Origin of the sequence: Amycolatopsis taiwanensis DSM 45107 (assembly GCF_000519205.1) — a bacterium.
GTDB classification, from domain to species: domain Bacteria; phylum Actinomycetota; class Actinomycetes; order Mycobacteriales; family Pseudonocardiaceae; genus Amycolatopsis_E; species Amycolatopsis_E taiwanensis.
Genome location: NZ_JAFB01000004.1, coordinates 167808 through 180290 on the forward strand (window position 1 = coordinate 167808; position 12483 = coordinate 180290).

Here is a 12483-nt window from a genome sequence, read left to right on the forward strand (position 1 = left end):
TTATCCGGTCGACGGGGCGCTCCATCCGGCTCCGAGTCATGATCGGGCCTCCTCGAACAGCGCGGCCAGCTCGGCCGGCGCCACCTCTTCCAGCTGGCCGTACGTGCACGACTCCGGCTGCCGGTCCGGCCGGAACCGGGCCAGCCGGGTGCCGTGCCGGAACCGTCCCGACTGCACGTGTTCGTAGCGGACCTCCGCGACCCGCTCGATGCGCAACGGCTCCCAGCTCAGGTCCTTCTGCGCGTTCCACCGGCTCTGCATGCCCGGCATCCGGCCCGCGGGCGCCTCCGCCTCGGCCCAGTCACGCCACGGGTGCCCGGCGAGCGCGTTGTGCCGCAACGGTTCCAGCTCACCCACCAGCTCACGGCGGCGTGCCGCGGTGAAACTGCTCGCCACGCCCACGTGATGCAGGGTTCCGTCCTCGTCGTACAGGCCCAGCAACAGCGACCCGACGCCCTTCCCGTCCTTGTGCCACCGGAATCCGGCCACCACGCAGTCGGCGGTGCGCTCGTGCTTGACCTTCCACATGACGCGCCGGTCCTGCTGGTACGGCTCGTCGGCCGGCTTCGCCATCACCCCGTCGAAACCGGCGCCCTCGAACCGGTTGAACCAGTCCTCGGCCACCTCGGCGTCTTCGGTCATCGGGGTGAGGTGCACCCGCGCGAGCCGGGTGTCCACGACGCCCTCCAGCAGCCGGCGCCGCTGTCCGAACGGCTCGTTCATCAGGTCGCGGTCACCGAGCGCGAGCAGGTCGAAGACGACCAGGCTGGCCGGTGTCTCGGCGGCCAGCTTCCGCACCCGCGAGGCGGCCGGATGCAGCCGTAGCTGCAGGCTGTCGAAGTCCAGGCCGCGCGCGGTCACGATCACGATCTCGCCGTCCACCACGCAGCGCTCCGGCAGCGCATCCTTGATCAGGTCGATCAGCTCCGGGAAGTACCGGGTCAGCGGCCGGTCATTGCGGGAACCGAGCTCGACCTCGTCGGCGTCGCGGAACACGATGCAGCGAAAGCCGTCCCATTTCGGCTCGTACCGCAGGTCTCCGGCGCGGGGAACCTCGTGCACGGCCTTGGCGAGCATCGGTTTGACCGGTGGCATTACAGGCAGGTCCACAGCCCGATACTAGATGGCCCCACCGACACAACGGGCCGGCTTCGCGCTCGTTTCGACAAGCGTGACCAGCGCGAACAGGCCCATCACTGCGCGTTCACCCGATCGCGCAGACAGCTCCTGGCCGCCGGGTTGGCTCGGCGAGTCGCCAAGATGGAGACATGACGCCTTCGCTCGTCCGCATCAGCAAGTTTCTGAGCCTGGTGCTGCGGCACGATCCGGCTCGGATCGGGTTACGCCTCGATCCGGCCGGCTGGGCGGATATCGACGAGTTGCTGGACAAAGCGGCAGCCGCCGGGACACCGATCACGCGGGAAACCCTGCTACAGGTCGTCGAACAGAACAACAAGCAACGGTTCGCACTGAACTCCGAGCGCAACCTGATCCGCGCGAATCAAGGGCACAGCATCGACGTCGACCTCGGGCTGGCCCCGCTCCGTCCACCGGAAGAGCTGTTCCACGGGACCGGTCATCGTTTCGTGGAAGCGATCCGCAGAGAAGGGATCGATCCGCGCGACCGTCATCACGTGCACCTGTCCAGTGACGTCGAAACGGCCACGACGGTCGGCCGCCGCCACGGCCGTCCCGTCGTGCTGTTGGTCGACGCCGGCCGGATGCACGCCGACGGCCACGTCTTCTACCGCTCGGACAACGGTGTCTGGCTCACCGACGCGGTGCCGCCTGGCTATCTCCGCGTGGTGGACACGGACTAACGGGCCGGTTCACCCGGTGTACTCGGGGAGCTTGATGTCGGTGGCGAACTTGTCCGTCATCTTCATCATCGCGCCGAACAGGAGGCTGCGGTTGAACATCCAGTTCCTCATCCGTATGCCGCGAGTCTTCCGGGGCGCCAGGAACGGACCCGCGTTCCCCTTCTTGGTGACCTTCGCGTAGCCGCGCATCAACTCGGTGTACCGGCGGAACGCGGTCTCGTGGTCACCGCGCAGCAGCTCACCGGCGAGCACATACGCGCCGACGGTCGCGAGGCCCGTGCCGAAGCCGCCGAGCGTGTTCCCGTACGCCGCATCACCGAGCAGCACGACCCGGCCCTTCGCGTAGTCGTCCATGTCGACGCGACTGATCGAGTCGAGGAAGAAGTCCGGCGACGCGGGGATCTTCGTGAGGATCTCCGGCACCCGCCAGGCACCGCCGCGGTACGCGTCGAGCACCAGCTTCTTCTGCTGCTCGGCGTCGTAGCGATCGTAGGACAGCTCGTCGGCGGCGAACACGAAGAACGACTGCGCCTTCGGCCCGCCGAGCGCGACCATGCGGCCCGGCTCGTTGTACATCAGGCCCTCGCCGACGACGTCCAGATTGCCGAGCGCGTAGTAGTAGCCGAGGTGCTTGACGTAATCGTGCTCGGGGCCGAACGCGAGACGGCGGACGTTGGAGTGGATACCGTCGGCGCCCACGACCAGGTCGAACGTCCGCGGCGCGCTGCGTTCGAACGTGACGTGGACGCCGCCAGGCGTGTCGGTGAGCGACGTGATCGAGTCACCGAAGACGTACTCACAGGAGTTTCTGGTGCGCTCGTACAGGATCGCGGCGAGGTCACCCCGGCGGATCTCGATGTCGCCGCCGGTGAACTCGCCGGGGATCGTGGCGAGCGGCTGCCCGTTGGCATCCACGACGGTCTGGTCCGTGCCGCCGGTCTGGCGGGCGAGCACGTCGTCGAGGATGCCCATTTTCGCCAGGACGGTGCGGTGGGTGGCGCCCTTGAAGTCGACGGCCTGGCCACCGGTGCGCAGGGTCGGCGCCTTCTCGACGACGGTGACGGTGGCGCCGTACCGGGCGAGCCAGAGGGCGAGGGCGGGGCCGGCGATGCTGGCGCCGGAGATGAGGACTGTCGTGTTCTTCATGCCCCAGAGATTCGCGGGACCCGCCGACAACGCACCGACAGTGCGCTGACAGCCGTGTCAGCGGGGCCTGAAAGGCGTTAGACGGACGTCCGAAAAGCTTTCAGGAAACGGCCGCGCGAGCCTGGTCAAGGGACTGACGTGCGGCTTCCGCGTATGTCGTCGCGAACGCCTCCGCGCCCAGCTCTGCCGTGGCACGTGCTGCGGTGGCCGCCACGGACCGGTCGCCAGTGATCGCCGTGCCGCGCAGCGCCACGGCCGTACCCAGCAGGAACGCCGCCTTCCGCGCCGGTGCCGTGCCGGCAAGGCCCTCCACGGCGGCGGCCAGCTCGTAGGCGAACGGTGCCGCCCGGGCGAGGTTGATCGCCTCCTCGTGCCTGCCCAGCGCGGTGAGCGCACGCGACCGTACGGAGCCGAAACCGTCCGGCGTCGCGGCCAGTGCCCGCGTCAGAAGCGCGGTCTCGCCGGTCACCATCGCGAGGCCGAGGAGCACGGACGGCGAATCCGGTTGTCCGGCCCGCGCGCTCAGCTCACCCGCCTGCCGCAGGTCGGCCTCGGCCGCCACCGCGTCGCCCTGCCGCAACAGGCAATCAGCGCGCCTGCACAGCACTTCCACGCACTCCTCCAGCGAGCCGAGCTGCTCGTACAGCGACAGCGACTCCGCCCACAGCGCCCGCGCCCGATCCCATTCGCCGCGCCAGCCCGCGACCTCGCCGAGCCAGTCCAGCGCCTGCGCGATGCCCCACCGCTCGCCGAGCCCCCGGAACGTCGCGAGCACCTCGCGCAGTTCGGCCTCGCCGTCGGCGGGCCGCCCGTCGAGCACGTTCATGATCGCGAGACTGAGGTAGCCGAGTGCGGTGGCCCACGGGTCGCTCCCGAGCAGCGGCGCCGCCTCCTCGACCGGCCCCCAGGGGCCGACGCTCATGCCCCACAGCGCGGCAACGAACGGGTACCGCAGCTCGATGACGCTCCGCATGGCTTCCCACGCGCGGTCCCAGTACGCCTGTTCGGGGCGGGGCACGGCGTGCATCACGCACGCCACGTACTCCTCACCGACAACGGGAACTTCCTTCTCCAGCAACGCTGCGGCCGCCTCGCCTGCCTGACTGCGCCGCCCGGACAGCCACCAGTACGCGGTCAGCGCCGCGACGAGCCGGTACCCGATCGCCGGGTCGGCGTCGACCGACCAGCGCAGCGCGGCCATCAGGTTGTCGTGGTCGGCCGACAGCTCCGCCAGACGCGTCAGCTGCTCTGCCCGCCGCAGGTGCGGGTCGGCTTGTTCGGCCAGCGCCAGGTAATAGCGGGCGTGCGCGGGCCGGACGTCTTCGGTGAGCTGGTCCGCGCAGAACAGCCGGACCGTCTCCAGCATGCGGTAGCGGCGGCCATCGGACTCGATGAGAGACCGGTCTACGAGATCGGCTAGGACGTCGTCGGTGGTGTCACACACGGTCTCGACCGCCGCCAGCGACGCTCCGCCGGTGAACACGGAGAACCGCGCCGCCACTCGCTGTTCCTCCGGCGTGAGCAGGTCCCAGCTCCACGCCACGACCGCTCGCAGTGTCCGGTGTCGCTCGGCCGCGGTCCGATCACCGCGCGACAACAGCCGGAACGGGCCGTGCGCGGCGAGCCGGTCCGCCAGCTCCTCGACCGTGAACTGCCGCAGTCGAGCGGCCGCCAACTCGACCGCGAGCGGCAGCCCGTCGAGCGCGGCGCAGATGTTCGTGATGGTGTCCCGGTTCTCATCGGTGACCGCGAAACCGGGCCGGACGGCGGCCGCCCGGTCCGCGAACAGGCGCACCGCGTCATCGCCCAATGGAGACAACGGCAGCAGCGTCTCGCCGGTGAGGCCGAGCGGTTCCCGGCTGGTGGCGAGGATGGCCAGAGCGGGGCACTCGGCAAGCAGCGTGCGGGCCAGCTCGGCGACGTCGGAAACGACCTGCTCACAGTTGTCGAGCACCAGCACCACCGGCCGGTCGAGCGTGGCGACGAGCCTGCGGACGGGATCGCTCGCGGCGGCCGCGAATCCGGACTCACGTACGCCGAGCGCGCCGAGCAGCGCGTACGGCACCTGTCCCCCGTCGGTGACCGGAGACAGGTTGACGAAGCAAGCGTCTCTGCCGCGCGCCGCTTCGATCGCGAGGCGCGTCTTGCCGGTGCCACCGGGCCCGAGGATGGTGACCAGGCGCGTGTCCCGCAACTCGGCGAGTCGCGCGAGTTCGTCGGCGCGGCCGACGAAGCTGGTGAGCTGTGCGGGGAGCCCGGCGCGCGGCGGCTGCTCGGCACGCAGGATCGCGAGGTGGGTGGCGGACAGCTCGGGTGAGGGGTCGGCACCGAGTTCGTCGGCGAGAAGCCTGCGGGTGTCCTCGAACTCGGCGAGTGCCTCGGCCTGGCGGCCGGTCGCGTGCAGCGCTCGCATGAGCTGGCCGCGCAGCCGTTCCCGCAGCGGATTGGCGGCGACGAGCGTGCGAAGGTCGGCCACGGACGTGCCGGTGGGGAGCGCGAGTTCGGCGTCGATGAGATCTTCGAGTGCACCGAGCCTCAGCTCTTCGAGCCGGGCGGCCTGGGCGATGGCGTGCGGCAGGTCGACCAGGGCTGGGCCACGCCATAGCGCAACCGCATCCCGCAGCACGGCGGCGGCCTTCTCATGTGCGCCGGCGGCGAGCAGCTTGCGCCCGTCGGCGGCGAGGTGCTCGAACCGCAGCGCGTCCACGTCATCGGGGTGGACCGCGAGCCGGTACCCGGCACCCTCGAACATGACGGCGTCGACCGACTTCCGCAGCCGGGATACGTGCGCCTGCACCGCACCGGCCGCCCCGGCGGGCGGATCATCGCCGTACTGCGCCTCGACGATCGCGTCGACGGTGGTGACCCGGTTCGCGTTGAGCGCGAGCAACGCCAGCAACGCCCGTGGCCGCGGCCCACCGACCGTGACCGGCGTGCCGTCGTCGGCGACCACCTCCAGCGCCCCGAGAACCCCAATCCTCACGCGGCGATTGTGTCCCACCCCCGACCTTCACGGTGGCGCGGACGTCGCAGTCGTCACGAGTTCGCGCCACCGCGTTGTTCATGGATGGGTGTTCGGCAGCGCGCCGGCGAGGTTGATGGCGGTTTTCCTGGTGGTACGGCCTTCAACGGCGTCAAGCAGCGCACTGGCGGCGTCGGCGCGAGAGTGCGCGGACGGTTTGTCGAACGGCTCCGTGCTCATGCGCAGCCGGCCGCTGGCAGGCTTGTCGGTGAGGCGGTTGAGCCGCAGGATGTTCCAGTCGAGGTCACTGCCCGAGACGATACGTTCCATTTTGGACACGTCAGCGTATGCATCGGCCAGCGCCCGGCGAAGCAACGCCATGGGCAGCCGGGGTTTGGTGCCGACAATCGGGTATGCGCTGATGATCGCCAGACGCCGGACGCCGAGTTCGATCATGGTCGAGGTGAGTGCGCGTGCCACCCCGGCGGTGGGGTGCGGCCCTTTGCGGCCCGTACTACCGACGGTGGCGATGACCGCGTCGGCGCCGGTGATCGCCGAGCGCAGCGCGTTTGGATCCTGGCCGTCACCGGTGACGACGGCGGCGAGTCCGGATGTGTCGCGCAGTTCGGCCGGGCGGCGGGTGAACGCGGTCAGCCGGTGGCCGCGGCGCAGCCCTTCGGCGAGAACATGCTGGCCAATGCGGCCGGTCGAGCCGATGACTGTGATGTTCACAGCTGTGTCACCACCCGTCGCCGGGCCCAGGCCGTGCGGTAGCTGACGAGGAAACCGAGCATCACGAGAGCGAGCACTCCCCCACCGCCGTCGGTGGTGATCGAGGCGATCAGACCGAGGTCATGCAGGCCCGCCGAGGTGCGGTCGAAGGTCAGGAAGCCGATGCCCTGTACGAGGTCGAGAACGAGGACGAAGTAGAAGATCCATGTCTTGCCCCGCATGGCGAGCAGACCGATGGTGTTGGCGGCCAGAAAGACGAGTCCGACGATGCGGTATCCGACGAGGAAGCTGTCGATCTCCTGGGCGCTGAGGTTCGGCGAGTTCGCCGCGATCTGCTCTGGCGTGACGTAGCCGAGCACGATCGCGGTGCCGATGGTGGTCAGCAGCGATCCGACCGCCACGGTCATTTGTAGTGGTCTGGTCCACTTCGTGGGCGCCGGCCGAGGGTTCAAGGGTTGTACGGACATACGGGAACTCCGAATCTGTCGGGAAGGAGATCACTGTCCGGCCGTCGTCGGACGGCCGGTCCCGGCAGAGACACGGCCCGGTTACCCTGGAACATGCAAACGCCTGGGTGCCGGCACCGCGTCCTGCGGGGCGACTCGGGTCGAGGCCCCGGGGCCGGCGTGCGCCAACACCCGTCCCCGGGGCCTCCATCTGCTACCTCATGGCTCACCTGCCGATGTGTCGGCTGGGGTGGGCAGCATCCCGGCTCCGGCGCGGATCGCCTCCGGATCCCAGCCGAGCGTGCCGTTGACGACTTCGGCGGCCAATGCGCGGATCCATCGCAACTCGGCCTGGCGCAGTGCCATCAAGTACTCCACCTCGATCAGCAGGACTCGGTGGAGCCGGCGGCTCAGTCCGTCCAGATGCGCCTGCATTTCCGCGATCTCGCCTTCTAGCAGCACTGCCCGGCTCTCTAGGGCACGCGCGGCCGTCCTGGGCGACAGGTGGGCCATCAGCGCTAGCGCGGTCGCGAACGTCGGGGTGTCGGTATCGGGTACCGACAACAGGTCGTCGAGTTGGTCATGCAACCACTCCGCGCCCGCGGCGGTGATCCGGTACACCGTGCGTTCCGGCCGGTTGCCCGCGCGGCCGGTCTCCGCCTGCTGGACCAGGCCATCTCGTTCGAGACGTTCCACCGCTCGGTAGAGACCGCGAGGTGATCCAGCGGCGTGGTCCTTACGCCGCTGCCGGATCAGTCGCTGCATCTCGTAAGGATGGCGCGGCTGCTCCGCCAGCAGCGCCAGCACCGTCAACGCCACCAGGTCCGTCGTCCTCACCGGCGACACCACACCGACCAATCGTCAACCGCACTAATGTCAGGCGCACTATATCGCGACATCGCGTCCTTGAGTAGGGCCAGGTATCAACCGAACACCCGGTCGCGAACGGCGGGGAAGGTGTTGAACAGCCGTAGTGCCGCCTTCGACGCGGTGAACGCGACGGAGTTCGCTGTAACCGACTGTTTGAGAGCCTGCATGGAGGCCTTCACCGCGGCGAACCCATAGTCGCGCATTCGCTTTTCGTAGTCGCCGATTGCCGCGGTGACTGCCGCCCGGTCCGGCCCTGAGGCGATGAGGTTGCGGCACAGCAACTCGGCGTCGCGTAGTGCGGTGTTGGCACCAACGCCTCGCGACGGGGGCATGCTGTGGATCGCGTCGCCGAGCACGGTGACCGCACCGGCCGGCCACGGGCGAATGGGCACGCTCGTGCGAACCGTGAAGGCGGACACCGTGGCGGCGTCCGACTTCTCGATGATCCCTCGCAGGCGAGGGTGCCAGGTCCGCGCGAAGGTCAGCGCGAGCGAGTGCAGCCCAACTGGGGAGATCCGGTCGACGCCACCGGGCGGCAGCGCCGCCTGCCTGGCGCTGAAGGCCCACACCAGATAGTCACCACGATCGGTCGGCAGGAGATGTTCGGGCAGGTCTGTACCAGGCTGGTGCTCGTGCGTGGCGAGGAACAGGTTGCACCCTTTTGGAGCCAGCACCATGGCCGGTCCCCGGTGCAGGTGTTCCGAGAGTAGGGAGCGGGTTTGCGGGGTCAACGGCAGGCGGCCTGACATCCCGGAGACTCCGGTATCGACCCGTTCGGCGTGCGGTAGCAGTTGGGCGCAGACCCGCGAGTGGGTGCCCTCGGCCCCGACGAGCACGGCTCCCCTGGCGTGGCTGCCGTCGGCGAAGTGGGCGATGACCGCACCGTCGGCGGCAATCTCGTAGTGGTTCAACTCCATGCCGAACCGCACTCGGTCACCCAGGCCGTCGAGCAGGATCTGCCGGAGGGTGTATCGGTTGATGGAGCGGTGCGTGCCGATCGGATCGGGCACGGTGCCGGGCCGTTCCACATCGACGGACAGCAGTTCGGCGAGTTGTTCGGTGAGGAAGGCAAACGCCTCCGGCGGCCGGCCGCAGGCGGACTCGAACAGCGCGAACCGCTCGGACGGCAGGCAGGCATGCAGAGCGCGGCTGCCGTCAGGGTCGATGTGGATGCGGTAACCCTCCTTGAAGACGTCGGGGGCGGCGGCACGCTCGAAAACGGTGACATCCACACCGGCTCGGTGCAGGCCCTGCGCGAGGCAGAGCCCGCCGATGCCACCACCGGCGATGAGGACACGGAACATGATGATCTCCAATCTGATGCGGTCCGGCGAGGAAGAGCTGACGGCCATCCGCAGCGAGCGGCACCGGATGGCGTGGCCACGCCACGGTGCTCACGGATCGAGCGGACTGGTCCCCTCGATCTCGATGCAGTACGCTAATAGCTAAGAAATTTACCTAAAGACTTTAGCGATAATGTGTGATCGGCGTCCCGATGTCAAGTGATTGGAGAGCGGTGGGCGAACAGGACAACCCTGACCAGCGCGAGTCGCTGCAGCACGACCTCGGCCAGCAGCTCGGCAGTCGGTTCAGCACGGCGGTGGTGCTCTTCCACGCCGCGGTCGCCGATCGCGCCGGCCTCAATGTCACCGACTTCCGGTGCGCCGAGATCCTGTTGCGCCTGGGGCCGACGAATCCGGGGCGGCTCGCCGCGGCCACCGGCATGTCCTCCGCCGCGACCGCCCAGGTCCTCAACCGGCTCGAGAAGGCCGGCCTCGTCCGCCGCGAGCCGGACACCACCGACCGGCGACGGACGATCGTGCATCCGGTCCACGACGGCGTGCCGCAGCGGGAACTCGGGCAGCTTTTCGCTCGGTTCGGCGCCCGCGTCGCCGCCGTCGTCGCCGACTACAGCGAGGAGCAGTTGCGCACGCTGGCCGACTTCGTCACCCAAACCACCGAGATTCTCGAGGACGAGGCGATCGCCCTACGCCGGGAGAGCACCGACTGACTGAGCGAGTCAATCGCCCGTGCGCTGTGCAATGAAAACGAACTCTCGGCCTGGGCGATCCGGGGCCTCTCGCACGTCCCGCACCTGGTAGCCGGCGGCGGTCAGGCTTGCTTCGACCTCCTCGCGACTGCGGAACCGAAGGGTCGAGTCCGAGGTGACGACCGTGTCGTCGGTCAGAAACCGGTAGGTGAAGCGGAAGGAGACGAACGGAAGGCTTACCTCGGTGAGCTCAAAGCACTGCTCCACTGATCCGGTCCCTGGCACGTCCAGGGTTACCGGAGTGGCATTGGCAGCCCAGTCCTCCCAAGCCCGGCGTTCCGGACGCCTGGTCTCGAACACAAGGTGGCCACCGGGCCGAAGTGCGGCGTGGATTCCTCGCAGAACTCGGGTCCAGTCGTCGTCGGTGAGAAAGACCTGCGCAACGTTCCCGGTCATCACCGCGAGATCGGCACCGACGGCCGGCACCGTGGTGGCATCGCCATGCACCCAGGTGATTCTTCCGGCGCCATCCTTCGACTTCGCGACCTCGAGCGATGCCTCCGCCGGGTCGACACCCACGACCTCACGACCGCTGTCGGCGAGCAGGAGCGCCAGACATCCTGTTCCGCAACCGACATCGAGTACGCGACCCGCGCCCAACTCGTCGGCGATGTCGAGATAAGCCGTCAGATCGTCGCGACCCCTATCGAAGGCATCGTAGATCGCGGCGAGGCGAGGATGGCGAAGATCGCATCAGGCACCCGGCGACCGTATCCAGGCCGGCAGCACCCGGCGACCGATTTTCGATCCGGAATTCGCGCGGACGGCCAAACAGCCGGCCGGCGGCGGTCATCGAGTCCTTACTCGAGGCGGGTCAGGTCCATGATCCAGTTGGTCCGCCAGGTGGCGCCATCGTCGTAAGAGAACTCCTGCACCCAGCGAGCCGTGTCCGCGCTCGGGTTGGTCCACTCGAATCGGATCTTCACCGCGTGACCGCCCACGACGTCGTCACAGTTGAACCGGCCGCGGCCGTCGGTGAAGGATCCTTCAAGGGGGGTGTCCAGGTGCCCGGGGTTGGTGCTGGAGGCCCACCAGATACGCCAGACCCGGGCTTGGGGGTCGAACTGGCGGAGGGTGAAGCCCTCGAAGGTCTCGGCCCGGATGCGGTCGAAATGCCCCAGACCACCCAGAATGGGCTCGGCTTCCAGCGTCGCCTCGAATTCGACCCACTCGTGGCACTCCGGGTCACTGGTATCCGCCTGCTTACGGTTGTGCACCCGCCAACGGCCATAGATGAAGTCGAAATCGGCGCGTCCGTCGGCAGGCACCGCAGCGGTCATGTCAGGTCCTCCGTAATCGAGTCGCCTGCGGCCACTTGCCGGCGACGAACATGGATGGACCCCGAACGATACGGCCGGGCACCGACAATTCGAGCTCGGCCGCGGTTGCCTTGAGATCGTCCGGGCCTCAGCGTGCCCAGTCCGGCGCCCATACGTCCTCGCCGGCTGTCGCCTGGTATCTGGTGTGGAGGTACTTGAGGAAGTTCGCGAGGACGGGGTGCGGATTGTCCGCTCGCCAGATCACCGAGAGCGGGTAGACCGGGGTCGGGCGGACGACGGGGATTCGGCGAAGGTCGTAGCTTTCCGGCCAGAGGTATCGCGAGCCTTCGCCGTGGAAGGTGGCGAGCCGGGCCGAGTCCGCGATCTCGGCGAGGAGCGCTTCGATGCCGAAGCTCGGCCCGACCGTGTCGATGGTGAGCCCGAACGTCTTCGCCAGATCGTGGTAGTAGCCCGCTGGCTCGGGGTCGGTCACGCCGGGCATCCAGATGGGGTGATCGGCGAGTTCGGCCAGCGTCACGGTCTTGGCCTTCGCCAGGGGATGCCGCGGGCCGACCAGCAGTTCGTGCCGATCGTCGATGACCCGCGCCGACCGGAGTCCACTTGGGACTTTACGGGCCGAGTCCCGCAGGGATCTGAAGGTGGCGTCCAGGGTGCCGGCATTGACCTCGGCCAGCGCCGACGCTGCGTCAGCGTTGATCAGGGTGACGACATCGAGTTCGATACCGGGGTGTTGCTGGTAGAAGGCGTGAAGGATGCTGGCGGGTGCGATCCTGCGGCTGACGACGTCGATCCGCAGGGCCCTGCGCCCTGGGGTCACGGCCGCTACGGCGCGTTCGGCGGCGCGGAGGAGTTCGCGAGCATGGGGCAGCAGTGCCTGCCCATCAACGGTAAGCCGGACGCCCCTGGCGGTCCGCGCGAAGAGCTGTACGCCGAGTTCTCGCTGAAGGGTGGCTACTCGCTTCGAGGCTGCCTGCTGGGTGATCGCCAGATCGTCGGCAGCGGCTTGGAACTGGCCGGTCTCAGCAACCGCGACGAACGTACGAACCGCATCGAGATGCACGAGAGAAGAACCTAGTTCCACAACGATGGGTTGTGACACGCCGCTCGATCTGTTGTTGGCGGCAGCGCACATCAACCCGCTTCCATCTCCCTGACACCAGACAGTTTGTGAAGCGGA

The 12483-nt window shown here is 68.5% G+C and carries 11 protein-coding genes and 1 pseudogene; 2 read left to right on the plus strand and 10 right to left on the minus strand.

Annotated elements, in window-relative coordinates:
- Positions 1-36 precede the first annotated feature (36 nt).
- Complete coding sequence (locus tag A3CU_RS0103230; RefSeq protein ID WP_027941043.1) at positions 37-1110, minus strand: ATP-dependent DNA ligase; 1074 nt, start codon at positions 1108-1110, stop codon at positions 37-39.
- Between the two features lie 158 nt (positions 1111-1268).
- Here A3CU_RS0103230 and A3CU_RS0103235 point away from each other — a divergent pair, with 158 nt between their 5' ends.
- The gene (locus A3CU_RS0103235; RefSeq protein ID WP_027941044.1) at positions 1269-1820 is read left to right on the plus strand and encodes an RNA 2'-phosphotransferase; all 552 of its coding nucleotides are present in this window, start codon (positions 1269-1271) and stop codon (positions 1818-1820) included.
- Positions 1821-1829: 9 nt separating this feature from the next.
- Here the strand turns inward: A3CU_RS0103235 and A3CU_RS0103240 are convergent, their stop codons facing one another.
- From A3CU_RS0103240 to A3CU_RS0103265, 6 genes are all read right to left on the minus strand, one after another.
- Positions 1830-2966: an FAD-dependent monooxygenase gene (locus A3CU_RS0103240; protein WP_027941045.1), complete on the minus strand. Its 1137-nt coding sequence runs from the start codon at positions 2964-2966 to the stop codon at positions 1830-1832.
- Positions 2967-3066: 100 nt separating this feature from the next.
- Entirely contained in the window at positions 3067-5949 is a 2883-nt protein-coding gene (locus A3CU_RS0103245) for an ATP-binding protein (RefSeq protein WP_052371416.1), read from the minus strand.
- A 78-nt stretch (positions 5950-6027) separates the two neighbouring features.
- Entirely contained in the window at positions 6028-6660 is a 633-nt protein-coding gene (locus A3CU_RS0103250; RefSeq protein ID WP_027941047.1) for an NAD(P)-dependent oxidoreductase, read from the minus strand.
- The gene (locus tag A3CU_RS0103255; protein ID WP_027941048.1) at positions 6657-7067 is read right to left on the minus strand and encodes a hypothetical protein; all 411 of its coding nucleotides are present in this window, start codon (positions 7065-7067) and stop codon (positions 6657-6659) included. Before A3CU_RS0103255 ends, A3CU_RS0103250 begins: the two co-directional genes overlap by 4 nt.
- Positions 7068-7325: 258 nt before the next feature.
- On the minus strand, positions 7326-7943 hold the full coding sequence (locus tag A3CU_RS43305; RefSeq protein WP_211246330.1) for a PadR family transcriptional regulator: 618 nt from the start codon (positions 7941-7943) through the stop codon (positions 7326-7328).
- Positions 7944-8029: 86 nt separating this feature from the next.
- Positions 8030-9280, minus strand: a complete 1251-nt coding sequence (locus A3CU_RS0103265) for an FAD-dependent oxidoreductase (protein ID WP_027941049.1) — start codon at positions 9278-9280, stop codon at positions 8030-8032.
- A 212-nt stretch (positions 9281-9492) separates the two neighbouring features.
- Here A3CU_RS0103265 and A3CU_RS0103275 point away from each other — a divergent pair, with 212 nt between their 5' ends.
- Positions 9493-9987 (plus strand): MarR family winged helix-turn-helix transcriptional regulator, encoded by a 495-nt coding sequence (locus A3CU_RS0103275; RefSeq protein WP_052371417.1) that lies wholly within the window; start codon positions 9493-9495, stop codon positions 9985-9987.
- A 9-nt stretch (positions 9988-9996) separates the two neighbouring features.
- Here the strand turns inward: A3CU_RS0103275 and A3CU_RS43310 are convergent.
- The 3 genes and pseudogenes from A3CU_RS43310 to A3CU_RS0103290 all read right to left on the minus strand — a co-directional run bounded on the left by A3CU_RS43310 (position 9997) and on the right by A3CU_RS0103290 (position 12366).
- Positions 9997-10727, minus strand: a pseudogene (locus A3CU_RS43310) (class I SAM-dependent methyltransferase).
- A gap of 99 nt (positions 10728-10826) precedes the next feature.
- A complete protein-coding gene (locus tag A3CU_RS0103285; protein ID WP_027941051.1) occupies positions 10827-11306 on the minus strand; it encodes a hypothetical protein in 480 nt (159 codons plus the stop codon).
- Between the two features lie 127 nt (positions 11307-11433).
- Complete coding sequence (locus A3CU_RS0103290; RefSeq protein WP_027941052.1) at positions 11434-12366, minus strand: LysR family transcriptional regulator; 933 nt, start codon at positions 12364-12366, stop codon at positions 11434-11436.
- Between the last annotated feature and the right edge of the window lie 117 nt (positions 12367-12483).

What these genes read in the sequence shown, in the direction of transcription:
- A3CU_RS0103235 (WP_027941044.1), top strand. Translation starts at nt 1,269, where the DNA reads ATGACGCCTTCGCTCGTCCGCATCAGCAAGTTTCTGAGCCTGGTGCTG.
- A3CU_RS0103240 (WP_027941045.1), bottom strand. Translation starts at nt 2,966, where the DNA reads ATGAAGAACACGACAGTCCTCATCTCCGGCGCCAGCATCGCCGGCCCC.
- A3CU_RS0103255 (WP_027941048.1), bottom strand. Translation starts at nt 7,067, where the DNA reads ATGACCGTGGCGGTCGGATCGCTGCTGACCACCATCGGCACCGCGATC.
- A3CU_RS0103265 (WP_027941049.1), bottom strand. Translation starts at nt 9,280, where the DNA reads ATGTTCCGTGTCCTCATCGCCGGTGGTGGCATCGGCGGGCTCTGCCTC.
- A3CU_RS0103285 (WP_027941051.1), bottom strand. Translation starts at nt 11,306, where the DNA reads ATGACCGCTGCGGTGCCTGCCGACGGACGCGCCGATTTCGACTTCATC.